Origin of the sequence: Olleya sp. UBA1516 (assembly GCF_002323495.1) — a bacterium.
Classification (GTDB): domain Bacteria; phylum Bacteroidota; class Bacteroidia; order Flavobacteriales; family Flavobacteriaceae; genus Olleya.
Window position 1 is genome coordinate 69760 of sequence record NZ_DCQO01000021.1, and the last position, 22185, is coordinate 91944.

The 22185-nt window shown below is 32.0% G+C and carries 23 protein-coding genes and 1 tRNA gene; 7 read left to right on the forward strand and 17 right to left on the reverse strand.

Going from position 1 to position 22185, the window contains the following annotated elements:
- Positions 1-26 precede the first annotated feature (26 nt).
- The 9 genes from B2989_RS14090 to B2989_RS14130 all read right to left on the reverse strand — a co-directional run bounded on the left by B2989_RS14090 (position 27) and on the right by B2989_RS14130 (position 9799).
- A complete protein-coding gene (locus B2989_RS14090) occupies positions 27-1424 on the reverse strand; it encodes a M20/M25/M40 family metallo-hydrolase (RefSeq protein ID WP_292949707.1) in 1398 nt (465 codons plus the stop codon).
- 222 nt (positions 1425-1646) lie between these two features.
- Positions 1647-2525, reverse strand: coding sequence for a PPK2 family polyphosphate kinase (locus tag B2989_RS14095; protein ID WP_292949709.1), 879 nt, complete (start codon positions 2523-2525; stop codon positions 1647-1649).
- Positions 2526-2531: 6 nt separating this feature from the next.
- Complete coding sequence (locus B2989_RS14100) at positions 2532-3695, reverse strand: sigma-54-dependent transcriptional regulator (RefSeq protein WP_145002465.1); 1164 nt, start codon at positions 3693-3695, stop codon at positions 2532-2534.
- Positions 3695-4579, reverse strand: coding sequence for a DUF6268 family outer membrane beta-barrel protein (locus B2989_RS14105; protein ID WP_292949712.1), 885 nt, complete (start codon positions 4577-4579; stop codon positions 3695-3697). The genes B2989_RS14100 and B2989_RS14105 overlap by 1 nt, the downstream gene beginning before the upstream one ends.
- Before the next feature lie 30 nt (positions 4580-4609).
- A complete protein-coding gene (locus B2989_RS14110) occupies positions 4610-5539 on the reverse strand; it encodes a mechanosensitive ion channel family protein (protein ID WP_292949714.1) in 930 nt (309 codons plus the stop codon).
- A gap of 8 nt (positions 5540-5547) precedes the next feature.
- On the reverse strand, positions 5548-6861 hold the full coding sequence (locus tag B2989_RS14115) for an ABC transporter permease (RefSeq protein ID WP_292949716.1): 1314 nt from the start codon (positions 6859-6861) through the stop codon (positions 5548-5550).
- 2 nt (positions 6862-6863) lie between these two features.
- Entirely contained in the window at positions 6864-7787 is a 924-nt protein-coding gene (locus B2989_RS14120; protein ID WP_292949718.1) for an ABC transporter ATP-binding protein, read from the reverse strand.
- A gap of 325 nt (positions 7788-8112) precedes the next feature.
- Positions 8113-9234, reverse strand: a complete 1122-nt coding sequence (gene dnaJ / locus B2989_RS14125) for a molecular chaperone DnaJ (protein WP_191100984.1) — start codon at positions 9232-9234, stop codon at positions 8113-8115.
- A 7-nt stretch (positions 9235-9241) separates the two neighbouring features.
- Positions 9242-9799, reverse strand: coding sequence for a nucleotide exchange factor GrpE (locus tag B2989_RS14130; RefSeq protein ID WP_145002482.1), 558 nt, complete (start codon positions 9797-9799; stop codon positions 9242-9244).
- A 166-nt stretch (positions 9800-9965) separates the two neighbouring features.
- Between B2989_RS14130 and B2989_RS14135 the strand changes: the two genes are divergently transcribed.
- Together B2989_RS14135 and B2989_RS14140 are read left to right on the forward strand one after the other, a co-directional pair.
- Complete coding sequence (locus B2989_RS14135; protein WP_292949723.1) at positions 9966-10616, forward strand: YceI family protein; 651 nt, start codon at positions 9966-9968, stop codon at positions 10614-10616.
- A gap of 128 nt (positions 10617-10744) precedes the next feature.
- Complete coding sequence (locus tag B2989_RS14140) at positions 10745-11116, forward strand: VOC family protein (RefSeq protein ID WP_292949758.1); 372 nt, start codon at positions 10745-10747, stop codon at positions 11114-11116.
- 3 nt (positions 11117-11119) lie between these two features.
- On the opposite strand, the gene B2989_RS14145 is transcribed toward B2989_RS14140, so the two are convergent.
- A complete protein-coding gene (locus tag B2989_RS14145) occupies positions 11120-11785 on the reverse strand; it encodes a M15 family metallopeptidase (RefSeq protein ID WP_292949725.1) in 666 nt (221 codons plus the stop codon).
- Between the two features lie 44 nt (positions 11786-11829).
- Here B2989_RS14145 and B2989_RS14150 point away from each other — a divergent pair, with 44 nt between their 5' ends.
- From B2989_RS14150 to B2989_RS14170, 5 genes are all read left to right on the forward strand, one after another.
- On the forward strand, positions 11830-12189 hold the full coding sequence (locus B2989_RS14150) for a DoxX family protein (protein ID WP_292949727.1): 360 nt from the start codon (positions 11830-11832) through the stop codon (positions 12187-12189).
- 3 nt (positions 12190-12192) lie between these two features.
- On the forward strand, positions 12193-12786 hold the full coding sequence (locus B2989_RS14155) for an alpha-ketoglutarate-dependent dioxygenase AlkB family protein (protein ID WP_292949729.1): 594 nt from the start codon (positions 12193-12195) through the stop codon (positions 12784-12786).
- A 380-nt stretch (positions 12787-13166) separates the two neighbouring features.
- Positions 13167-14096 carry an alpha/beta hydrolase gene (locus tag B2989_RS14160; protein ID WP_292949731.1) on the forward strand — a complete coding sequence of 310 codons (930 nt, stop codon included), beginning with the start codon at positions 13167-13169 and terminating at the stop codon, positions 14094-14096.
- Between the two features lie 426 nt (positions 14097-14522).
- The gene (locus B2989_RS14165) at positions 14523-15830 is read left to right on the forward strand and encodes a DUF819 domain-containing protein (protein WP_292949733.1); all 1308 of its coding nucleotides are present in this window, start codon (positions 14523-14525) and stop codon (positions 15828-15830) included.
- Between the two features lie 50 nt (positions 15831-15880).
- On the forward strand, positions 15881-16579 hold the full coding sequence (locus B2989_RS14170) for a DUF4369 domain-containing protein (RefSeq protein ID WP_292949735.1): 699 nt from the start codon (positions 15881-15883) through the stop codon (positions 16577-16579).
- Between the two features lie 112 nt (positions 16580-16691).
- On the opposite strand, the gene B2989_RS14175 is transcribed toward B2989_RS14170, so the two are convergent.
- From B2989_RS14175 to B2989_RS14205, 7 genes are all read right to left on the reverse strand, one after another.
- Positions 16692-16765 (reverse strand) — tRNA-Thr (locus tag B2989_RS14175).
- Positions 16766-16824: 59 nt separating this feature from the next.
- Positions 16825-17094 (reverse strand): hypothetical protein, encoded by a 270-nt coding sequence (locus B2989_RS14180; RefSeq protein ID WP_292949737.1) that lies wholly within the window; start codon positions 17092-17094, stop codon positions 16825-16827.
- Positions 17095-17188: 94 nt separating this feature from the next.
- Complete coding sequence (locus B2989_RS14185) at positions 17189-17599, reverse strand: 6-pyruvoyl trahydropterin synthase family protein (RefSeq protein WP_292949739.1); 411 nt, start codon at positions 17597-17599, stop codon at positions 17189-17191.
- On the reverse strand, positions 17577-18119 hold the full coding sequence (gene idi, locus B2989_RS14190; RefSeq protein ID WP_292949741.1) for an isopentenyl-diphosphate Delta-isomerase: 543 nt from the start codon (positions 18117-18119) through the stop codon (positions 17577-17579). The genes B2989_RS14185 and idi overlap by 23 nt, the downstream gene beginning before the upstream one ends.
- A gap of 120 nt (positions 18120-18239) precedes the next feature.
- Positions 18240-20153 carry an OmpA family protein gene (locus tag B2989_RS14195; RefSeq protein ID WP_292949743.1) on the reverse strand — a complete coding sequence of 638 codons (1914 nt, stop codon included), beginning with the start codon at positions 20151-20153 and terminating at the stop codon, positions 18240-18242.
- A gap of 19 nt (positions 20154-20172) precedes the next feature.
- Entirely contained in the window at positions 20173-21105 is a 933-nt protein-coding gene (locus B2989_RS14200; protein WP_292949745.1) for a PorP/SprF family type IX secretion system membrane protein, read from the reverse strand.
- Positions 21106-21171: 66 nt separating this feature from the next.
- Positions 21172-22185, reverse strand: a 1014-nt coding sequence (locus B2989_RS14205) for a gliding motility-associated C-terminal domain-containing protein (RefSeq protein ID WP_292949747.1), incomplete at its 5' end; no start/stop codon positions are given.

Consider the following 22185-nt stretch of genomic DNA (forward strand, 5'->3'; position numbering starts at 1 on the left):
AAAATTTGAAACGATAAATTAAATAACTAATCCTTAAACTCTTTAACCTGAGGGATATTACTTGTTCCGTATTTATCAAATAGGTACACTAAGCTTGTCATGGTTGCTGCACCAAGCTCTAACTCGCGTTTATTTACTGCATCAAAGGTATCGTTTGCTGCATGATGATGATCAAAATACCGCTGTGAGTCTGGACGTAAACCAGCTAAAACAATGTTATCGTTTTTTAGTGGTCCAATGTCTGCACCACTATATCCTTTTTCAAAATAATGAATTAAGTACGGTTTAAATAAAGACTCCCAACTTAATACTTTGTTTAATGCTGCCTCACTACAATCAAAACTAAATCCTCGAGGAGTAAACCCTCCAGAGTCACTCTCTAGAGCAAAAACATGGTTTTCGTTGTTACGCAATGCTTCTTCTGCATATTTTTTTCCGCCACGTAATCCATTTTCTTCGTTCATAAACAACACAACTCTTATGGTACGTTTTGGTTTGATTCCGCTTTCTTTTAATAATCTAATAACGTCCATAGATTGTACTACTCCTGCTCCATCGTCATGCGATCCATCTCCTAAATCCCATGAATCTAAGTGACCTCCAACAACCATAATTTCTTCTGGGAATTCGCTTCCAGTAATTTGACCTATAACATTGTATGACAAAACGTCTTCAAACTGTTTACAGTTTTGTTTAAAGTAGAATTTTAGGTTGGCATCTTTTTTTAGGGCTTCGGATAATTTATTAGCATCATTGGTACTGATTGCTGCAGATGGTACACGTTGCTCATTAGGCAAATCCATGTAACCCATACTTCCTGTGTGTGGTAAATCGTCTTGACGTAAATTAAGCGATCTTACAATTACACCAACTGCTCCTAGTTTTCCTGCTTCATAAGCTCCTGCATAACGTTGTTTAGAGCATCCTCCATAAGCCTCAAAGGTGTGAATTAATTCTGGATTCATTGCGCCATTAAAAAAGACAATTTTTCCTTTTACTTTATCACCAAGTGCAGCAAGCTGTTCAAAACTTTGTACTTCTATTACTGTAGCTTCTAATCCTGAATTGGCAGTCGCTACTGAGCCACCTAAAGCACAAATATTGACGTCAAATTTGTTGTTATTACTTGTAAAATGTGCGACTTCTTTTGCGCCACGTTCCCATTTTGGCACCATAACTTCTTGTAGCCATACTTTATCTAATCCTAGTTTTTCTAGTTCGGATTTTGTGTATTGTACAGCTTTTTCTGCGTTTACAGATCCTGATAATCGTCCTCCTATTTGATTAGATAAATAGTCTAACCATTGGTAGGCTTTACCATTGGTTAAAGACTGACCATATATTGTTTTTAACGCGTCTTGGTCTGTTTGTGCTAAAACATTAATAGACACTAAAAGTGTTAGAAGAATTGTTAGTTTTTTCATGGTTGGAAAATTTTACTTTAAAGATAGTATTTATATGTGAAAAGACCTGATAGAATATTAATCCTATCAGGTCTCTTGTTTTATTTTGATTGACCTTAACTGTTGTTTTTTAGGTCTTGTGGTTTGCGTTAGCGATTGAAATGACATCCTTTTTTTGCTGCCATATATGGCAAAAAAAGATATAATGGAAAGCGCGACCCTTGTGGTAACGCCCAAAATATACTATTCGTTATTTAATTGCTCTCTGTATAAATGCAGATTAGCTTTGGTTTTGTCATCCAAATCTGGCTCTTTTATGTCTGAATATTGTTTTAAAGTATCATACAAAATTTGAGCTACAATTAAACGTGCTGTAGGTTTGTCATCCGCTGGAATGTTGTACCATGGTGCGTGATCCTTGCTTGTCCTGTTTATTGCGTCCTGATAACAGTCCATGTATTTGTCCCATAACTTACGTTCTTTTAAGTCTCCTGCTGAGAATTTCCAGTTTTTTTCTTGTTTATCTAAACGTCGTAATAATCTGTTACGTTGTTCGTCTTTTGATAAATTCATGAAAAATTTAAAAATTAGTGTTCCGTTTTGTGTCAGGTGTTTTTCAAAGTTATTGATTTGCTCAAAACGCTGGTCCCAAAAGGCATCGTTTACATCGTCAATACTGTTTACAAATGGTAGTTTTTCGTTTAAAATATACTCGGGATGTACGCGTGTTACTAATACGTTTTCATAGTGCGTGCGATTGTGGACTCCAAATTTACCTCGTGCTGGTAATTTTATATAGTGTCTCCAAAGGTAATCGTGTTTAAGCTCTAATTCGGTTGGCACTTTAAAGCTCATGACCTCAACACCTCTTGCATTAAAATCTTTAAAAACTTCGCGTATTAAACTGTCTTTTCCAGAGGTATCCATACCTTGTAGGCATACTAAAACCGAGTATTTACCGTGTGCATACATGGTGTCTTGCAGCTTACCTAATTGGCGTCTTACTTTACGCAAAGCGTCCTCTGTGGTATCCTTATCTGCTTTTAAATCTAGCTTACTTGGTAGGTCACTTAGCTTTATTTTTGAAGTGATTTTATGGTCGTTAATATTGATGTCTTTCATGTTGTTTTATTTACTTGCAAAAAGTTTTACATCTTGCTCACTAACTTCTGTGCCTCCTAAAATTATTAATCTTTCAACTACGTTACGAAGCTCTCTAATGTTTCCTGTCCAATCATATTCTTTTAATAAATTGATTGCTTTTTTAGAAAATGTCTTATTGGCTGTGCCTTGCTCTTCGGCAATTTTAGCTGAAAAATGATTTATTAATAATGGTATGTCATCACGTCTGTCATTTAATGCTGGTACTTTAACTAAAATTACTGCTAATCTGTGATATAAATCTTCACGGAATTTCCCGTCTTCGATTTCCTTTTTAAGATCTTTATTTGTTGCTGCTACGATGCGCACATCTACTTTAATATCTTTATCACTACCTACACGTTGTATGCGACTTTCCTGCAAAGCACGCAATACTTTGGCTTGTGCAGATAGACTCATGTCACCAATCTCGTCTAAAAAAATGGTTCCACCATTGGCTGCTTCAAATTTACCTGCTCTGTCTTTGGCTGCACTTGTAAAGGCTCCTTTGACGTGTCCAAATAATTCGCTTTCTATCAGCTCGCTTGGTATTGCTGCACAGTTAACCTCTATCATTGGACCTTTAGCACGATCACTTTTTTGATGTAACCAATGTGCGACTAACTCTTTACCTGTTCCGTTTGGACCTGTAATTAAGACTCTAGCATCTGTTGGTGCAACTTTGTCTATAATGTCTTTGATTTGAGAAATAGCGTCACTATCTCCTATCATTTCGTATTTTTTGCTGACTTTCTTTTTAAGAATTTTGTTTTCAATAACTAACTCTTTTCTGTCCAAAGCGTGTCTTACTGTATTTAGTAAACGATTTAAATCTGGTGGCTTGGATATGTAATCAAATGCACCTAAACGCATTGTATTTACTGCTGTATCTAAATCTCCATGTCCAGAAATCATGACCATTGGTATTTCTGGCTTTATTTTTTTGACAGCCTCTAATACCTCAACACCATCCATTTTAGGCATTTTAATATCACATAGGATTAAATCGTAATCGTTTTTTCTAATTTTATCGATTCCTACTAATCCGTCTTCAGCTTCTTCTAGCTCATATTTATCATTTTCCTCTGACAGGATTTTGACCAATACTCTTCTAATTGCTGCTTCATCCTCTATTACTAAAATTTTTGGCATTATATTTTAAATTTAATTCCTGTTCTTAAATAAAACGCGTTTACGTTGTCTAACTTAAATACGTCTTCTCTATTTTCGTCTCTTAATCTGTTACTCATACTTAAAGTATAACCTACGTATGAGTACCATACTAAATTGTCTGTAAAACAATACTCGTAACCCAAACCTGCTAATATTACTGATAAAGACACACTATCTGCTTCCTTACCATCAATGGTAAATACTTCTTGTGTGTTGGCAAAATAACCATCAATTCCGACAAAGGTCTGTACGATGTTTTTTTCGTTAAAAAAGTACTTCACATTTGTTTTTGGCACTCCTAAGTTATAAGACCAGTTTTCATTTAAACGTCTAAAGTAACTTACAAAAGGTAGTGGTAATGGTATACCTGTTGTACTATTATATGTCAGCCCTAATACTAATCTATATGGTTTTTTTATGTTTTGGTCTTTTGTCTTATCGTTTATAGCATATACACCTCCATTTAAAAACATATCATCACCTGTGATTTTATGTCTAAGTGTAGATGCTATTCTTGGTGTAATCTTAGCACCTAATCGCCAATTTTCTGAGAGTTTAAATGTGTAACCTAAATTAAAATCTATGATATGTAATCGTCTTAAATTAGAGGTTGGAAAAGGGTAATCGTCCTCTAAATCTAGGGTCAACCTACTATACTCTGCACCAACAATTAAATAACAGTCTTCACTGGTTTTGATAGGATAATTTAATAATCCTCTAAATCTATCAAAACTATCTTCAGAATTACTTTTGGGCACATAAGAATACTCTAACCTAGCTAAATCTGTTAATTGTGCATGGGCTACATTTACACCACATAGTAGCGTTAATGTTAGTAAAATGGTTCCAAAATGTAATTTCATATAATCTATAATTATTTAATTGCTATATTTTTATTTGCTATCCTTTATAATGTGAATATCGCGTTGAGGGAATGGTATGGTAATATTATTTTCTCTAAACAATCTATCTATTTCAAAACGGATTTCACTTTTAGGTATTCTTGCATTAAAGCTGTCATCTATAGTAAACGTTACCCTAAAATTTAAAGCACTATCCCCAAAGTCTGTAAAAGTAACAGCAGGTTCTGGAAATTTAAAAACATTTGGGATGGACGTTGCTGCCTCTAACAATAATTTTTTAACTAATTGTACATCACTTCCATAGGCAACACCTACATCAACACCTTCTCTTGTACTTGTCCCATTTTGAGTCCAATTATAAAGGCTATTAGTAAGGTATAAATGATTAGGTATAATTAGTACTTTATCGTCTATAGTTACAGCTCTAGTAGTACGCAACTTAATTTCTTCTACACGACCAACTTTTCCGTCAAGTTCTATAATATCTCCAACATGAACGGATTGGTCTACTAATATAAAAATCCCAGATATAATATCTTGAAATAAGGTCTGTAGCGCTAAACCAACACCTATTAAAAGTGCTGCTGAAGCTGCAAAAATAGCTGTGACATCTATATTTATTGAATCCAATATTACCAGAAAAACAATGATATAAATAAACCATCTTGCAAATGAAAAAACGGTTGTAAATTTTGCCTTATCATCATCAGGCATATGACGCGTGACTACTTTTCTAACCAAACGTAAGACAATGGTTGTAAGTAATAAAACTAATATAATAAGTAAGACATACTTAACTTTAATTACGCTAGTAGTCAAACCCTTATCATCAGTAAAGGTGTAAATTTTATAGTTTAATAATTCTATAAATTTTTCCCAAATAGAACTTTCAGTAATCACATCACTTACTTTTTCTACTTCTTTTTCAATTTTATCTGCTACTTTACTTTCTTGAATCATTGTAAAAATTAATATCTAATCCACTTAATCAACTCTTTATAAGTTGGTTTTTTACCATACATTAATATACCTACTCTGTAAATTTTTGCTGCAAACCATACCGTAAACATAAAGGTACCAACCAATAGTAATAACGATACTATTTGTTGCCAAATTGGCACACCAAACGGAATACGCATTAACATCACTACAGGTGAAGTAAACGGTATAAACGAAAATATAGTACTTACTGTACCATGTGGATCCTCGATTACGGTAAACATACCAACGTAAACTGCTAAAATTAATGGCATTAATATAGGTAACATAAATTGTTGCGTATCTGTTTCGTTATCTACTGCTGCGCCAATTGCTGCGTATAAAGAACTATACAATAAATAGCCACTTATAAAAAACAATAAAAATGCAATTACCAAATTGGTAAGTGGTAAGTTATAAAATGCTGTAAATAAACTTTGTACTTTCATGCTTGCATCTGGATTAGCCATTGCTTGACGCATAATTTCTTGCTGTGGTGTTTGTGCCTGCGCAAAGTCAATTCCAAAAATAGCAGAGACTACGGTTAGTAAGACACCTCCTAAAATAATCCATATAATAAACTGAGTCACTCCTGCTAGAGATGTTCCAATTATCTTACCTAACATTAATTGCACTGGTTTTACAGAAGAAATAATAACTTCTATAATACGACTTGTCTTTTCTTCGATTACACTACGCATTATCATATTACCATAAATAATGATAAACATAAATAGCAAATAACCTGCTGCACCACCAAATGCAAGCTTAACTACACTGTCAATTTTAGATGATTTGACACCAGAAAAATTTTCTTGTGCAATGTTAATCTTTATTTTAGACGCTTTAATCATCTCTATATCGACACCTTGACTTGCCATATTAAGATTGGTTAGCTCCTTTTCTATTTTATTTTCTAATGAAGAAATTACAGATAAGGATGGTGATTCTTCTGAATAAAATTGCACACTAGTAGCTGCATTTTCAAAATTTTCTAATTTATTTATATGAAGCAAGCCGTAATCACCTTTTTCTTCTACTATAGTTTTTGCATTATCTAAAGTTAAACCTGTCAGGAGGTTATATTTTGTATTATCTGTATCTTTAAAAACCTCAGTCAACATTCCGGAATCATCCAATACCGAAATGACACGTTGTTTATTGTTATTCATCTGAGATAAATACACAACAACAGTTATTAAAGCTATAAATATTAACGGACTTAAGACCGTCATTATTAAAAACGATTTGTTTCTAACCTTGGTTAAATACTCGCGTTGTATAATAAGTGGAAGATGGTTCATGGTTAGTTATTCTTTACTGTTTGAATAAAAATATCGTTGGCACTTGGAATAACTTCTACAAAGTGAGAAATCTGTCCTTTACTAGTCAGGTAGCTTAATAGGTCATTAGCCGACTCGTTTTTAGATAATTTAATATTAAGTTTTAAGTCGTTTTCTAATGTTTTAAATTCGGCTGGTGTCACACTAAATTTACTTGCTAACTCTTGTTCTAAATTACCATTGTTTGGATTTATACCAATTTGAAAAGTATTGCTTTTATATTGGCGTTTTATATCCATTAGGTTACCATCTAATACTTTGTTAGATTTATGTATTAAGGCTATTTGGTCACACAACTCCTCTACCGACTCCATACGATGTGTAGAAAAAATTACGGTTGCACCTTCATCTCTTAGTCTTAAAATCTCATCTTTTATTAAATTTGCATTAATTGGATCAAACCCAGAAAATGGCTCGTCAAAAATCAATAATTTGGGTTCATGCAGGACAGTAACCACAAACTGAATTTTTTGTGCCATACCTTTGGACAATTCCTGTATTTTTTTATTCCACCAGTCTCCAATCTCTAAACGTTCAAACCACATTTTAAGGCGTTTTTTAGCTTCTGCTTTTTGCATACCTTTTAATTGTGCTAAGTACAAAGCTTGCTCGCCAACTTTCATGGATTTATATAATCCACGCTCTTCCGGTAAATAGCCAATATCTTTTACGTGGTGATTTTTTAAAGCTTCTCCATCCAACAAAACATGTCCAGAATCTGGCATTGTTATTTGGTTAATGACTCTAATTAAAGTTGTTTTTCCTGCTCCATTTGGACCAAGCAAACCAAAAATACTACCCTTTGGAACAGTAATAGACACATTATTTAGTGCTGTAAAGTCTCCAAATTTTTTAGATACTTGGTGCACCTCTAAAAGGTTATTCATCGTTATTTTTTAAGATTGATTAGTTAAGCTAACACTAGCTTTAGTTGTAAATATAGAAAATGTTAAAATAGTAACATTACTGATTTAGGTATTTTTAACTTAAAGGAAGAAATATCTTTTTATATAAAACAAAACCCACCCTCTAAATAAATAAAGGATGGGAAAAAATTGCTATGAAAAAGAAAAATTATCACTAGCTAGGCTAGCGATAAACCAAATATACTATTTTTTATTAAATAAGATGTTAAATGATTTAAATAGTTAAACAAAAAGCAAAAAAAAGCTCACAAAATGTGAGCTTTTAAAATTTAGTTTATGCTTTTTGTTACGAAAACATGTCTTTTACTTTTTCAAAAAATGACTTATCACTGCGCTCTGGCTTAGGAGAAAAGTGTTCGTCCTCTTTCATACTTTCAAAAAACTCTTTTTGTTTTTTGTTTAATGTTTTTGGTGTCCATACGTTAACGTGTACTAATAAATCTCCTTTACCGTAACCATTAATACTAGGAATACCTTTTCCGCGTAAGCGTAATATTTTACCAGATTGCATACCTGCTTCTATCTTGATACGTACTTTTCCGGTAACTGTGTCAATTTCTTTTGAGTTCCCTAGGATTGCATCAGGTAAGCTTACGTATAAATCGTAATGTAAATTATCGCCTTCACGTTGTAAAGACTCATGTGCTTCTTCCTCTATTGCTACAAGTAAGTCTCCAGACACACCATTACCTGGTGCTTCGTTACCTTTTCCTGATACTTTAAGTTGCATTCCGTCTACTACTCCTGCTGGTATATTAACTGGAATAGTTTCTTCTTTAGCAATCATACCTTGTGCATCAGCTTCACTAGGTTTTTTATCTATTATTTGTCCTGCTCCACTACATGTTGGACATGGTGCAGCTGTTTGCATACGACCTAAAATTGTGTTTGTAACTCTAGTCACTTGACCAGCTCCATTACACGTATTACACGTTTTATATGTGGTACCTGGTGCCTGAACTTTACGTTTTACTTTAATTTTCTTTTCAACACCATTAGCAATTTCTTCTAGAGTAAGTTTAAGACGTACACGTAGGTTACTACCTTTAACGCGACGTTGTCCTCCACCTCCACCGAAGCCACCTCCAAAACCAGAGAAACCTCCACCTCCAAAGATGTCACCAAATTGGCTAAAAATATCGTCCATGTTCATTCCGCCACCACTGTAGCCTCCACCACCACCTTCAAAAGCTTGGTGTCCAAATTGGTCGTAACGTGCTTTTTTATTGTCGTCACTTAATACCTCATAGGCTTCTGCTGCTTCTTTAAATTTAGACTCAGCATCCTTATCATCAGGATTTTTGTCAGGATGAAACTCGATTGCCTTTTTACGGTACGCTTTTTTAATTTCAGCTTGAGATGCTGATTTATTTATACCTAATATTTCGTAAAAATCTCTTTTAGCCATATTTAATTTATTGTCCGATTATTACTTTTGGAAAACGTATAACAGTTTCGCCTAGTTTATAACCTTTTTCTATAACGTCTACAATCTTACCTTTTAAGTCTTCAGTAGGTGCTGGTATTTGTGTTATCGCTTCATGATGATCTGCATTAAACACATCACCTGCTCTAACTTCTAATTGAGACAATCCTTTTTGTTGTAATGTCTGTAATAATTTGTTATAAATTAATAAGACACCTTTACGCATTTCTTCTGCTTCTTTGTCATCGTCGATGTGTAATAAAGCGCGTTCAAAATCATCTAAAATTGGTAACATAGATACCATGACATCCTTACTTGCAGTTTGAAACAATTCAATACGCTCTCTAGAGGTACGCTTTTTATAATTTTCAAACTCGGCAAAAAGACGTAAAAATTTATCTTTTTCTTGTTGTAAATCAGCCTTTAACTGCTCTTCCACAGATAACTCTTCTGCAACCTCTTCTTGTGTTGTTGCTTGTTCTGCTTGATTTGAAGTAGAATTAATTTCTTCTTCTATGTTTGTTTCGTTGTTGCTTTTCTTGCTCATTATTGTACTTAATTTAAAATACTGTAATTGGGATGGCAAAAGTACTGCCATTACTATTAAAAATGTCAAAATGTCATTGTTTTTTTTTAATAAACAAATAATTAGTTTCCATGGAAGATTATTTATATATTTGCGCTTTAAATCACTAAAACTAAAATTTTATATCATGAAAAAAATTGTATTAAACCTTTTTGCAGTAGCCATCGTTGGATTAAGTGTTGTTGCTTGTAAAAGTGATGCTAAGGAAGCAAAAACAGGTGAAGTTGAAGCTGTAGCTGAAAACACAGAAGCTGCTAAATATAAAGCAGATGCTGACAACTCTATGATTATATGGAAAGCTAACAAAATTGTTGGTGGACATGAAGGTACTATTAATGTATCAACTGGAGTTGCTGAGTTTGAAGGAGACAAATTAGTTGGTGGAAACTTTATGTTTGACATTAACACTATTAAATGTACTGACATTCCTGAAACTGAAGAAGCTAACGCAAATCTAGTAGGTCATTTAAAAAGCGAAGACTTTTTTGATGTAGCACAATTTGGTACTGCTGCATTTGAAATTACAAAAGTAGAAGGAAACAATATTAGCGGTAACTTAACACTAAAAGGAATTAAGAAAAACATTACTTTTCCTGCTTTAGTAGCTGTAAATGGTGATGATGTTACAATTACAAGTGACACATTTACTTTAGATAGAACAGAATGGAACATTATGTACAACTCTGCAACAAGCGATGATGTTGCTGCTTCATTAGGAGATAAACTAATTAAGGATGATGTTGAAATAAAAATATCTGTTAAAGCTAAAAAAGCTTAACCTTTATATATTTTATAAAAAAAGCCACAATTAACGTTGTGGCTTTTTTTATTTCTAATAATGACATTACACTACAAACCCATAAAAAAATTATAACTTTAGCCTATACTAACCAATATAAATTTGCAATGACTTTAGGTGCCTTTTCAATAAGTATAGCAGTAAAAGATATTACTGCGTCCAAACAATTTTACGAGACTTTAGGTTTTACAGTTTTTGGTGGACAACTTGAACAAAATTATTTAATAATGAAAAATGGAAATGCTTTAATAGGACTTTTTCAGGGTATGTTTGATAAAAATATTATCACGTTTAATCCTGGTTGGGATGAAAACGCTAATCCGTTAAAAGATTTTGATGATGTTAGGTCCATACAAAAACAATTAAAAGATAATAATATTTCTTTTATTACTGAAGCTGACACTAACACAAAAGGTCCTGCAAGCTTTATGGTATTAGATCCTGATGGTAACCAGATTTTGGTAGATCAACATGTTTAAACTTTACTCTACCGGAAAATCAAAATATTGATTTTTAAAAGGCTCTCCTTTTAAGGTAAAATGCCACCATTCTTTTGGGTAATTTCTAAAGCCATTTGTCAACATGACGTGTTGTAATAGTTGTCTATTTTCCTGCTGTTTTGATGTCAATTTAGTATTACTTACCCAAGATTCTGGACCAAAAAAATCATAAGGACTACCCATGTCTAAAACTTTTCCTGTCTTTAAATTTATAATTGTCAAATCTATTGTGCTTCCGCTACTATGTCTAGATTTGGAGGCAATATAACCTTGACTAAAAAGATTTTTTTTATCTACATTTGGATAATACTCTTGCTTTTTTAAGGTATCATTAACTTGTTTTGCCCATCTTACAAAATGGTTTACCGCTTGTTGTGGTCTATAAGCGTCATAAATTTTTAAACCTAAGCCCTTTTTTTTAAGGGTATCTTGTACATTTTTTAAAGCTTTAGCTGCTAATGTTGTCATAATCACAACCTCTTTATTGTAACCATCAATTTGCTCTCCTACAAAATTATCATCATTACAATACCTTAACTCTACATCTAAATCTTGAATTATATCTTGAGCATAGACAAATCCATCCCTTAATTGTGCAATACTAATAGTTGTAAAAAATGTTAGTAAAAGCGCTAAATTATACTTCATGATTTAAATTTTATAGGCTAAATTTATAAAATAAAAAACTAATTATGACCTATCCTTGGCATCTATATTTAATGGGAGCAATTTATGTGTTTGCAGGTGTTATGCATTTTATTAAACCTAAAATGTATTTACGCATCATGCCAAGATACTTACCAAATCATAAACTACTAGTTAATTTAAGTGGTATTGCAGAAATAGTTTTAGGTATAACAGTCTGCATTCCTGCATTAAAAGCTATTTCAATTTATGGTATAATATTAATGTTGCTTTTATTTTTAATGGTCCACATATATATGTTAACTGAAAAAAAAGCTTCGGCTGGACTACCAAAATGGATCTTGTTATTACGTCTTCCGTTACAATTTGGGCTAATGTATTGGGCATTTTGGTATTTAAAATTTTAAGAAATGCTTTTTACAGAAGAAATCAAACTTAATTTGCCAGATGCTGAGATTAGTTATTTTCCTAATTTTTTTGACATAAACGAAGCTTCCAATTATTACGATTTGCTATTTAATGACATCCCTTGGCAACAAGATAACATTACTTTATTTGGAAAAACGCATGCACAACCCAGATTAACTGCTTTATTTAGCACCAATAACAAACCCTATAGTTATTCCAATATTACCATGCATCCACATGGCTTTACTTCCGCTTTAAGCGAAATAAAAAAAAGAGTAGAAACTATAGCAAACATAAACTTTACTACATGCTTAGCAAATTTATACAGAGATGGTCAGGACAGCAATGGTTGGCATGCTGATGACGAAAAATCTTTAGGAATAAATCCTATAATTGCCTCTGTTAGTTTTGGCGAAGCACGATATTTTAATCTCAAACATAAAACGGACAAATCATTAAAGCAAAAACTATTATTAGAGCATGGTAGTTTATTATTAATGAAGGGTAGCACGCAACATCATTGGTTACATCAGATTGCTAAAACCAAAAAACAAATAATGCCTAGAATTAATTTAACTTTTAGAATCATAAAATAAAAAGTATTAAAAACATAAAAGCCAAGGTCCCTCAACCTTGGCTTTTTGCTATTTGGCATTTTGTGTTAAATTAATTTAGATTATCCAAACTAACCTAACAATGCAAATATTAATTAATTAATCCATTGAACTAAAAGTATGTAATTTCTAGCACAAGACAAACATAAAGCTTATCTCAAAGCAAAACGATAAAAAACATTATAAATCGATGAAATGCACTAAATTTTAACATTCATCGATTAAAACACACCAAAAATCGATTAAAAACACATTACAAAATCCTTTCAAACATAATTTTTATACCAAATTTTAAGTGTAACTTTGAATAGCATAATTTAATATTTGGCATCCTATTTGACTTACATGTTAAAACCATTAAAATGAAATCACAACTTATAATCATTCTGTTTTTTATATTATCTACTGCAACTGCTCAAGATGTAACGTTTACATCCAAAGACATCGTTGTAAACAAACACATAAATGGGACATTATTAACACCTTTAAATGATGACAAACCAACTTTAGCCATAATTATAGCAGGATATGGACCCAATGATAGAGATGGTAATCAAAACTTTTTAAAAACTAATAACATCAAAAAATTAGCAATAGGACTTACCAATAGTGGCATTGCAACCTTTAGATACGACAAGCGTATTGTTAAACAAATACGACAAAACAACGTAGATCCTAATTTATCTTTTGATGATTTTGTAACAGATGCCAGTACAGTATTAGACTATTTTAAAAATCTAAATCTATATAATAAAATATACATTATAGGACATGATCAAGGAAGCCTAATTGGTATGCTAGCAGCAAAGGATAAAGCTAGTGGCTTTATATCCATAGCTGGAGCAGGACAAACTATAGACAGTGTTATTATAGAACAAATAGAAAAAACAGCACCACAATTTACAGAAGATACAAAACGCGTGTTTACTATTTTAAAAACAGGAAAAACTACATTAGATTATCCTGAAGCTTTAACATCCATTTTTAATATTGAAACACAACGTTTTTTTATGAGTTGGATGAAACACGATCCAATTGATATAATGGGTACTTTAAACATACCAACATTAGTAATAAATGGAACTAAGGATTTACAAGTTAGTGAAACCGAAGCTTTATTATTAAAAGATGCTGCAAGCGATGCTTCGATAAAAATAATAAAAAACATGAATCATGTTATGGTAACCATTGAAGGTGATGACCTTGAAAATTCTAAATCTTATAACGAATCGCATAGACCATTAGCCGATGGTTTATTAACAAGTATTATAACTTTTATTACAACCAAATAAAAATTATCAAACATTATAAAATAGAAAAAGCATCCTAAAAAGGATGCTTTTTCATACTAACCAACCAAAAATATGATAATTACTACTCGTTTCATTTAGGTAACCACACCTGTGTGAAAGTCATCATAAGTAATTACACTTTTAATATTACAATTGTCGTGCCAAAACAAACTAACTAACATCTTGTAGTGTTAAAGGTTTATTAAAATTAAAAACAGAAAAAGCATCCTTTATAGGGATGCTTTTTCATACTAACCAACCAAATGTAATTATTACTATTTTCTGTTTAGGTAACCACACCTAGTATTAGAACGTCATCATAAATAATTACAATTTATATTAAACAAATCCTGTGCCAAACTTTGTTTTTAAATGTTTTAATAACCATATTATTTGATTATTTTGCGTTATCTATAAATTAAAATTATGAGTGAACCATTATTTACTAACGACACTATTGTTTTTGGAGTGTTAATGATTGCCTTAGGCTTAATATTTTATACAGAATCTTTAAAAGGCGGTTTCTGGGAAAAATTTTACAAGATTGTTCCTGGCTTGTTTATGGCATATATGCTGCCAGCTATACTAACAACCATAGGTCTAATTGCCCCAGAATGGGAAACAACAACCAAAACTGGTGACATAGTAGCACACAAAACCAACTTGTATTATGTTGCTAGTAGATATCTATTACCTGCAGCACTAGTCTTAATGACATTAAGCATTGATTTAAAAGCAGTTTTTAATTTAGGATGGAAAGCACTTATCATGTTTTTTACAGGTACAATAGGTATTGTAATTGGTGGACCAATTGCTATACTATTAATTGCCACAATATCACCTGACACAGTAGGCGGAATAGGTCCTGATGCTGTTTGGAGAGGTTTATCTACTTTAGCCGGAAGCTGGATTGGAGGAGGTGCTAATCAAACCGCAATGTTAGAAATTTACGGTTATAATCAAACTGAGTACGGAAAAATGGTATTTGTTGATATAGTTGTAGCTAATGTATGGATGGCAATCCTACTTATTGGTATTGGAAAACGCGCTAGTATCAATAAATGGTTAAAAGCAGATACATCCTCTATTGAGGCACTAAAAGATAAAATGTCCACATTTACTGAAAGTGTTAAACGTAATCCAAGCTTAACAGATTTAATGTTATTGGCTGCCATAGCTTTTGGAACTGTAAGTATGGCACATTTATGTGCTGACAATTTAGCGCCTTTCTTTGGAGAAATAATTTCGGGAATAGAATCTACTACTTTAAAAAACACTTTTACGTTTTTAGATAGTTCGTTTTTCTGGATGATTAGTATTGCTACACTTGTAGCTATATTATTATCTTTTACTAAAGCTAAAAATTATGAAGGTGCAGGTGCTAGTAAATTTGGTAGTGTTTTTATATATATTTTAGTTGCAACCATTGGAATGAAAATAGACATTAGTTCTATATTTGATAACGTTGGTCTTATAGCTATTGGATTTGTATGGATGGGTATTCATGCATTACTTTTAATTGGAGTTGCAAAACTTATTAAAGCACCTTATTTCTTTTTAGCGGTTGGAAGTCAAGCTAACGTAGGTGGTGCTGCATCTGCTCCAATTGTAGCTTCTGCTTTTCACCCATCTTTAGCGACAGTTGGTGTTCTTTTAGCAGTATTTGGATATGCTGTCGGAACTTTAGCAGCTATTGGTTGTACAATTTTAATGCAATTAGCTTCTGGAGGTTAGTATTTTTCTGTTTTTTAATTGATATTTGCCACCTTAAAAATAAGTTTTAAATGAAAAAAATTATTGCATTATTAGTATTGGTGTCTTTATTTTCTTGCGGAAATGATGCTAATAAATTGACAGTCAAAGGGACTGTAAAAGGATTAAAAAAAGGAACTATATACCTAAAAAAGGTAAGTGATACTGTTTTAGTGACTGTAGACTCTATTGTTGTTAATGGTTCTCCTGAATTTACGTTACAATCAGACATAGATGAGCCAGAAATGTTTTATTTATATTTAAATAAAAACACCAAAGAGGATGATAGGATATCCTTTTTTGCTGATAAAGGTATTACTGAAATTAATACAACTTTAAAGGGATTTTCTTACGATGCTAAAATAAAAGGATCTAAGCAACATGATGTATTAGAAGAGTATTTAAGTATGATAGGAAAGTTTAATAATAAAAATTTAGACTTAACTAAAGAATATATTGAAGCAGCAAGAGACAAAGACACTGTCAAGTTAAAACAAACTGAAGCCATATTAAATAGCTTTAAGAAAAGAAAGTATTTATACACTGCTAATTTTGCTGTAACGCATAAGGATAGTGAAGTTGCTCCATATTTAGCACTTTCGGAAATTTATGATGCTAATGTTATTTATTTAGACACCATTAGTAAAGTACTTACGCCAGAAATTAAAGCCTCGAAATATGGAAAGCAATTAGAAGTATACATTGCCGAAATTAAACGTACTGAGCAATAGAAAAAATAGTTTCATATAAAAAAAGCCATCTAAATTTAGATGGCTTTTTTTATTGTTAAAATTTTGATGTTAGATCAAAAAAAAAGCTTCTCAATTAAGAGAAGCTTTTTTGAGCCGATGGAGGGACTCGAACCCACGACCTGCTGATTACAAATCAGCTGCTCTAGCCAGCTGAGCTACATCGGCAAAAGAGTTTGCAAATATAACTCTCTTAATGATATCTGCAAGCTTTTTTTTTAAAAAAATTAACCTAAATTGTTAATTCTTTCAATTAATGCACGCCCCTTATCTTCAAGCTCTTTTTTAACAGCGTTAAAATGTGCTTTTTTGTTATCAACGTCTTTAGCATTAGTCTTAGTTATTAGCTCGTCAAAAGTTACTATTGCGTCATCAATGATCGCTTCACTTTGTTTGTTGTCTTTATCAGTGTTTGTGTATTCCCAAACGTAAACTGCTTCAATAATATCTCCTAAAACGTAATTAATGTCTTTTTTTAGGTCTCTTTTATTTGCCATAATTTTAAAATTTATTTAAGTGCAAAGCTACGATTAAAGTTCGAAATTAGAACTATTTAAATCCACTTTAAAGCCTTTATTTAATTTGTGCATGTTATTTACCAGAATAGGTTACAAAGTTTCTTGGTGTCTCGTAAAGTGTTACTTCCAAGTCTAAGCCTTGTTTTAATTTGGCTTTGATTTTATTATAAATTACAACTACAATGTTTTCTGCTGTTGGATTTAAATCTTTAAACTCCGCAACATCCAGGTTTAGGTTTTTATGGTCAAAAGCATCTTCTACTTCCATTTTAATGATGTCTTTTAAAATTTTAACATCAATTACAAAACCTGTTTCTTGATCAATATCTCCTGTAACACTAGCTATAAGCTCATAATTATGACCATGATAATTAGGGTTGTTACATTTTCCAAAGATTTCATCATTTTTTTCCATGGACCAATCTTTACGATATAATCTATGGGCTGCATTAAAATGGGCTTTACGACTGACTGTTACTTTCATCACTAATATTTATAAATTGATAAAACTTATCAAAAATTATTTTAAACCAAGCTGTATATAGTTCTGGCTGATTTTGAATATCTGCTTTTACATCTTCTAAAGACATCCATTTCCAGCTTTCAACTTCATCTTTATTAATAATTGGCTGATCTTGATAATAACCAACCATAATATGGTCCAATTCATGCTCTGTTAAACCATTATCAAAAGGAGCTTTGTAGATAAAAGATGTTTTTTCTTCAAGTTGTGTTACAAAACCCATTTCTTCTTGTAAACGTCTTGTCCCAGCTTGTAAATTGCTTTCTCCTTCACGTTGATGACTACAACATGTGTTAGTCCATAATCCAGGAGAGTGATACTTACCTAAAGCTCTTTGTTGTAGCATTAACTGATTTTTATCATTAAAAACAAAAACAGAGAATGCACGATGTAATAATGCTTTTTCATGAGCTTCCATTTTTGGCATTAGTCCAATTTGCTCATCAAACTCGTTTACTAAAATTACATGTTCTTCTTTCATTAAAAATATTTGATAAAAACAAAGTTAATAATTAGACTTGGGCTAATTTTTGTTTTAAGTTAATTTTAATAAAAAAAACATCTCTAAAGAGATGCTTTTTCCATATTAATATGGTTGAAATTATCTATTAATAACTATAAAGTTACTTCTTCTATTCCAATCATGTTCTTCTTCGGTACACTTAACTCCGTTACTACATCTATTAACTAACATAGTTTCTCCGTAACCTTTACCTTCTAATCTATCTGGCGCAATACCTCCTTTTTGAATAATGTATTGTTTGGTAGATACGTTTCTTCTATTTGATAAAGCCCAGTTATAGTCATCTGATGCTCTTGAATCTGTATGCGATTGTACATCAATTCTAACCGTTGGATACTTATTCATGTAATCTATTACCTTTTTTAACTCTAATTCTGCATCTGGTCTTATATTAGACTTGTCAAAATCAAAATAGATTGGATTTAATTTTAAAACTTCGGTTAAATCCATTCCAACTTCTGCAGGTAATGTTGTTTCAGGTGTTAAGTTTAATTTTAAAACAACATCTTCCTTCTTTTTAGGATTAACAACAAACGTTTGGTCTGATTGTGTATAACCATCTTTAGATGCTATAATATTAAATTTTTGCTTGTTACAAGGTCCTTCATAACTAAAGGAACCATTTTGATCTGATGTCAAGTTTTGAACCTCTACTCCTTTTTCATTTAAAACAACAACACTTGCGTAAGGCAGTATAATGTTAGTTGTTTTATCTACTGTTGTACCAGACACTAACTGCGTACAAAATGATCTAGAAAACTTATAAATATCATCATCTCCTTTACCATTGTATCTATTAGAAGTTAGGTATCCAATATTTGAAAATTCGTCAATTATAAATTCAAAATCGTCTCTAGAACTATTAATCGGTTTACCTAAGTTGGTAACTGTTTGACTTGGGTCATCTAACTTAGTCATAAATACATCTAATCCACCAAGACCTTGATGTCCATCTGATGAGAAATATAGTGTTCCATTATTACTTATATATGGAAAATTTTCTCTTCCTTCTGTATTGATAGCATCTCCTAAATTTACTGGTTCGCCATAAGTACCATCTTCTAAAATATCTACATAATAAATATCAGATTTACCTTGAGTACCTGGCATATCACTAGCAAAATATAATCTAGACTCATCTAAGCTTAAGGCTGGATGCGCGACATTATAATCGTCATTATTAAATGGCATACTAACTATATTTGACCAAGCGCCATTTTTAAGTTCGGCTTTAAAAATTTTTAATCCATTTACTTTTTCATTACTTTTTCTGACTTTACCATGAAAATAATTATTTCTAGTAAAATATGCGATATTCCCGTCGTGAGTAAAAGATGTTGAAGACTCATGATATTTAGTATTTATAGCTGTAGATAAAGGAGTTACAGCACTAGAATCGTTGGCTTGATAGTATAAATCTAAAAATGGTTGTTCGTTCCATTTATATAATTTACCGTCACCTCTAGAAGACGCAAAAACAATTCCACCTTTATAAAAAGAGGTTCCAAAATCTGAAAAACGAGAATTTAAATCTAAATTTTCCAATTCAAAATCACCTGAAAGTGATTCGATAGTTTCAAGATAGTTTGGAGATTTAGAGAATAATATTGCTCTAGAATCATTTGGCTTTAAAGCAGCAAATTCTTTCATATTAGCATTTGCACCTTCATAGTCACCAATAGCTTTTAAACTCATCGCATATCTATAATAATACTCATACTCAACTACTGCATCCAATTTAAACATTTCACCATACCACTTGGAAGCGTCTTCCATTTTGGTATTGAAATAATATGAATTAGCTAGTTTTTTATAAACTTCTGGTGTTTTATTACCTTTTTCAATTAACTTTAATAACTCCTTTGTTGTTTCAACATAGGATAATTTATCATACTTTTTTTCTGTACTACTAGAAATACCATCGTTTTGAGCAAATGTTAGATTAAATGATAGTGCAATAATTAAAGTAGAAAGTATATATCTATTTTTCATAATCTTTGTTATCTATGTTTTAAAAGAATCTTGGTGATAAAATTTTAGTTAAATCTCTAGGTTCAAATCTTAAAAATACCTCGAAAGAACCAGCATCAAACTTAGTCTGACCTAAATCTGTTACTTCTCTGTCATAACCAAAACCTAACATTAAACTTTCTGATACCTGATACCCTAACAATCCACTAACTGCAGCATCCCAACGGTATGCTAATCCAACTGTAAATTTATCTTTATATAAAGCATTTGCAGTTAAATCTGCTTGTAAAGGTGATCCTGAAACTTGTTTAACTAAAAAAGCTGGTTTTAATTTTAAATCCTGATTAATATCAAAAACATAACCTCCCATTAAATAAAAGTGCATTCTTTCTGAAGCTTGAGATAAAGAAGCATCGTCAAAATATTTAGTTTCAAGTATATTTGGTACTGATAATCCTAAATACCATTTATCTGAATTACGATAATAAACACCAGCTCCTATTTGAGGTGAAAACTTATTATCAATATCACTTTGCAATAATACATCTCCATTATTATAAGAGCTTAATTCCGAATATTTTATATCTAACAAACTTCCACCACCATTCAAACCAAAAGATAATCTACCTTCATCTGATGTATTTATAGAGTATGAAAATGACACATCAAAATAGGTTTCTTGCGTTGGTCCAATCCTATCATTTACAACAGATAAACCTAACCCGACATTTTGCTCATCACCAAAAGGAGAATGGATATTGAAACTACCTGTATCTGGAGCTCCATCTAATCCTACCCATTGCGTACGATACAATAATAAAGCACTAAGTCCATCTCTAGAACCTGCATATGCTGGATTTATACTTAAAGTATTGTACATATATTGTGTGTATTGTGCATCTTGTTGCGCAGATAATTCTGTTACATAAAATGAACTTAATACAGCTATTAATATTAAAATTTTATTTTTCATTTGAAATAAGGTATGAATTTATTTTGTTATATAAGAGGCAGCTTTAACACTGCCTCTATAGATTTATTATCGTTGTAGGTATAAATATCCTGCTCTAGATTTAGTTTCACCTTCTACAGTATACTCGACTACATAAAAGTATGTTCCAACAGGTAATAACTCATCTTCTTGAATTGTTACTCTTCCGTTTGATCTACCATTAAAATAATTTCCTACAGAACCATAACTAGACGTTTCATAAACAATTACTCCCCATCTGTTATAAATCTTAACTGTATTCTCTGGATATAATTCAATATTTCTAATTATAAACACGTCATTATCTCCATCGCCATTAGGTGTAACAGCATTAAATATCTCTAAATCATCTTCCTGAGGCGATGCGTTATTTACATCTAAATAATCTGGTAAACCGTCACCATCACTGTCGACTGCATCATCACCAAATCCAATACCATTATTGTCAGGATCTGGATACTCATCTTCAGTTGGTATACCATCATTATCGTCATCTGTATCTAAATAATCTAGTATAGAATCTCCATCAGTATCATCATTAGTAGGATCATTATCACCTGTTGGATCTATATCTCCATCTTCAAAATCCGTGTTACCATAATCTTCATTGATAGTATCCACTCCATCACCATCATCATCTGTATCCAAATAATCTGGTATAGAATCTCCGTCAGTATCCCCTTCAGATTGTTCAACTCCGTTAGGAACGTTATCATTATCACAATCTCCATTTAACCACTCAGTAGATTGAGCTACAGTCGTACTTGCTGCAATAAAATCACATGGGTTTTGTGGGTCTGTACTATCTAATATCTCTGTACCATTAATTACTCCATCACCATCACAATCTAAAGCTTCCCATTCTTCAGAAACTATAGTTATGTCTTGATTTCCTGCTAAGTAATCACAAGGATCTAATGCATCTGTACCATCAATAACTTCTTGACCATTTGTCACACCATCTCCATCACAATCTGCTGCAAGATATACTTCATCTTGAGGTAATGTAATGCTTGACTCTAAATACTCACATGAGTTATTTGGATCTGTTCCATCTAATGC

Coding starts and splice junctions, on each gene's coding strand:
- B2989_RS14095 (WP_292949709.1), bottom strand. CDS start 2,525: ATGAAAGACATCAATATTAACGACCATAAAATCACTTCAAAAATAAAG.
- B2989_RS14150 (WP_292949727.1), top strand. CDS start 11,830: ATGACCTATCCTTGGCATCTATATTTAATGGGAGCAATTTATGTGTTT.
- B2989_RS14115 (WP_292949716.1), bottom strand. CDS start 6,861: ATGAACCATCTTCCACTTATTATACAACGCGAGTATTTAACCAAGGTT.
- B2989_RS14145 (WP_292949725.1), bottom strand. CDS start 11,785: ATGAAGTATAATTTAGCGCTTTTACTAACATTTTTTACAACTATTAGT.
- B2989_RS14105 (WP_292949712.1), bottom strand. CDS start 4,579: ATGAAATTACATTTTGGAACCATTTTACTAACATTAACGCTACTATGT.
- dnaJ (WP_191100984.1), bottom strand. CDS start 9,234: ATGGCTAAAAGAGATTTTTACGAAATATTAGGTATAAATAAATCAGCA.
- B2989_RS14195 (WP_292949743.1), bottom strand. CDS start 20,153: ATGAAAAATAGATATATACTTTCTACTTTAATTATTGCACTATCATTT.
- B2989_RS14135 (WP_292949723.1), top strand. CDS start 9,966: ATGAAAAAAATTGTATTAAACCTTTTTGCAGTAGCCATCGTTGGATTA.
- B2989_RS14155 (WP_292949729.1), top strand. CDS start 12,193: ATGCTTTTTACAGAAGAAATCAAACTTAATTTGCCAGATGCTGAGATT.
- B2989_RS14170 (WP_292949735.1), top strand. CDS start 15,881: ATGAAAAAAATTATTGCATTATTAGTATTGGTGTCTTTATTTTCTTGC.
- B2989_RS14100 (WP_145002465.1), bottom strand. CDS start 3,695: ATGCCAAAAATTTTAGTAATAGAGGATGAAGCAGCAATTAGAAGAGTA.
- B2989_RS14185 (WP_292949739.1), bottom strand. CDS start 17,599: ATGAAAGTAACAGTCAGTCGTAAAGCCCATTTTAATGCAGCCCATAGA.
- B2989_RS14200 (WP_292949745.1), bottom strand. CDS start 21,105: ATGAAAAATAAAATTTTAATATTAATAGCTGTATTAAGTTCATTTTAT.
- B2989_RS14110 (WP_292949714.1), bottom strand. CDS start 5,539: ATGATTCAAGAAAGTAAAGTAGCAGATAAAATTGAAAAAGAAGTAGAA.
- B2989_RS14090 (WP_292949707.1), bottom strand. CDS start 1,424: ATGAAAAAACTAACAATTCTTCTAACACTTTTAGTGTCTATTAATGTT.
- B2989_RS14130 (WP_145002482.1), bottom strand. CDS start 9,799: ATGAGCAAGAAAAGCAACAACGAAACAAACATAGAAGAAGAAATTAAT.
- B2989_RS14180 (WP_292949737.1), bottom strand. CDS start 17,094: ATGGCAAATAAAAGAGACCTAAAAAAAGACATTAATTACGTTTTAGGA.
- B2989_RS14165 (WP_292949733.1), top strand. CDS start 14,523: ATGAGTGAACCATTATTTACTAACGACACTATTGTTTTTGGAGTGTTA.
- B2989_RS14140 (WP_292949758.1), top strand. CDS start 10,745: ATGACTTTAGGTGCCTTTTCAATAAGTATAGCAGTAAAAGATATTACT.
- B2989_RS14120 (WP_292949718.1), bottom strand. CDS start 7,787: ATGAATAACCTTTTAGAGGTGCACCAAGTATCTAAAAAATTTGGAGAC.
- B2989_RS14160 (WP_292949731.1), top strand. CDS start 13,167: ATGAAATCACAACTTATAATCATTCTGTTTTTTATATTATCTACTGCA.
- idi (WP_292949741.1), bottom strand. CDS start 18,119: ATGAAAGAAGAACATGTAATTTTAGTAAACGAGTTTGATGAGCAAATT.